At 63.9% G+C, this 654-nt stretch carries 1 protein-coding gene; it reads right to left on the bottom strand.

The window, feature by feature from the left end; translation table 11 throughout:
- Window positions 1-294 precede the first annotated feature (294 nt).
- Window positions 295-618 (bottom strand): hypothetical protein, encoded by a 324-nt coding sequence (locus ACP7AJ_RS21535; protein WP_426062299.1) that lies wholly within the window; start codon window positions 616-618, stop codon window positions 295-297.
- Window positions 619-654: the final 36 nt, after the last annotated feature.

The raw sequence follows: 654 nt of genomic DNA, 5'->3' as shown, positions 1-654 counted from the left end.
AGGATACTCAACCCTGCCATCCGAAAGCGAAGACCTGAAAACCGAAAAACCGACAATGCTGGCTGGGGAGAATTATACCGTTGAGACCCGGAGTTTGACCAAGAGAGGGCAGTTCAGGGAATAGATCCTTCAACTGAATGGCCGCGTTTAGCTTCGGACCGTTTCACCGAACCTATGGCAAACCTGTTCCGGAGCGGCTTGGCCTGGACCTTCGGCCCCTGACCGACGCGGAGGCAGAAGTGGAGGAGTTGGGAAGCTCGCCCCGGCCGTTGGCGAGCGGGGCGCCCCCGCAGATTAGTGGACTACCACCCGCACCCGACTCAAATTTTGCTGCCGAGTATAGAGGGTTTTCGCATCGCCCTGCCGCTGCGAGGCGATGCGCACGACGGGGAAGCACGTGCCCGGCTTCGGGAAGGTAAAGCGGGTCGTCAGGGTCACGCGCCCGTTGCGGTGCTTGGGCACGGCTGCGGCCATGGGGAAGGTACCCGTGCCGTCCATATCCCAGGCGGCGGCGACGAGCTGGCCCGCACCCGGCGGCACCTCGGCTACGGCCGTGAAACGGACGGGCTTGCCGGCTTTGACCGTGGTCACCTCTCCGCCGTTGACCTGAAGCGTCACGACCGGCTGCATTCCGTGGCGCGCAACGGCGCGAGG

It is taken from the genome of Hymenobacter sp. B1770 (assembly GCF_049896385.1).
In the GTDB taxonomy this organism is placed as follows: domain Bacteria; phylum Bacteroidota; class Bacteroidia; order Cytophagales; family Hymenobacteraceae; genus Hymenobacter.
Note: the sequence above shows the minus strand (reverse complement) of the source record. Positions and strands in the feature narration are given on the sequence as shown.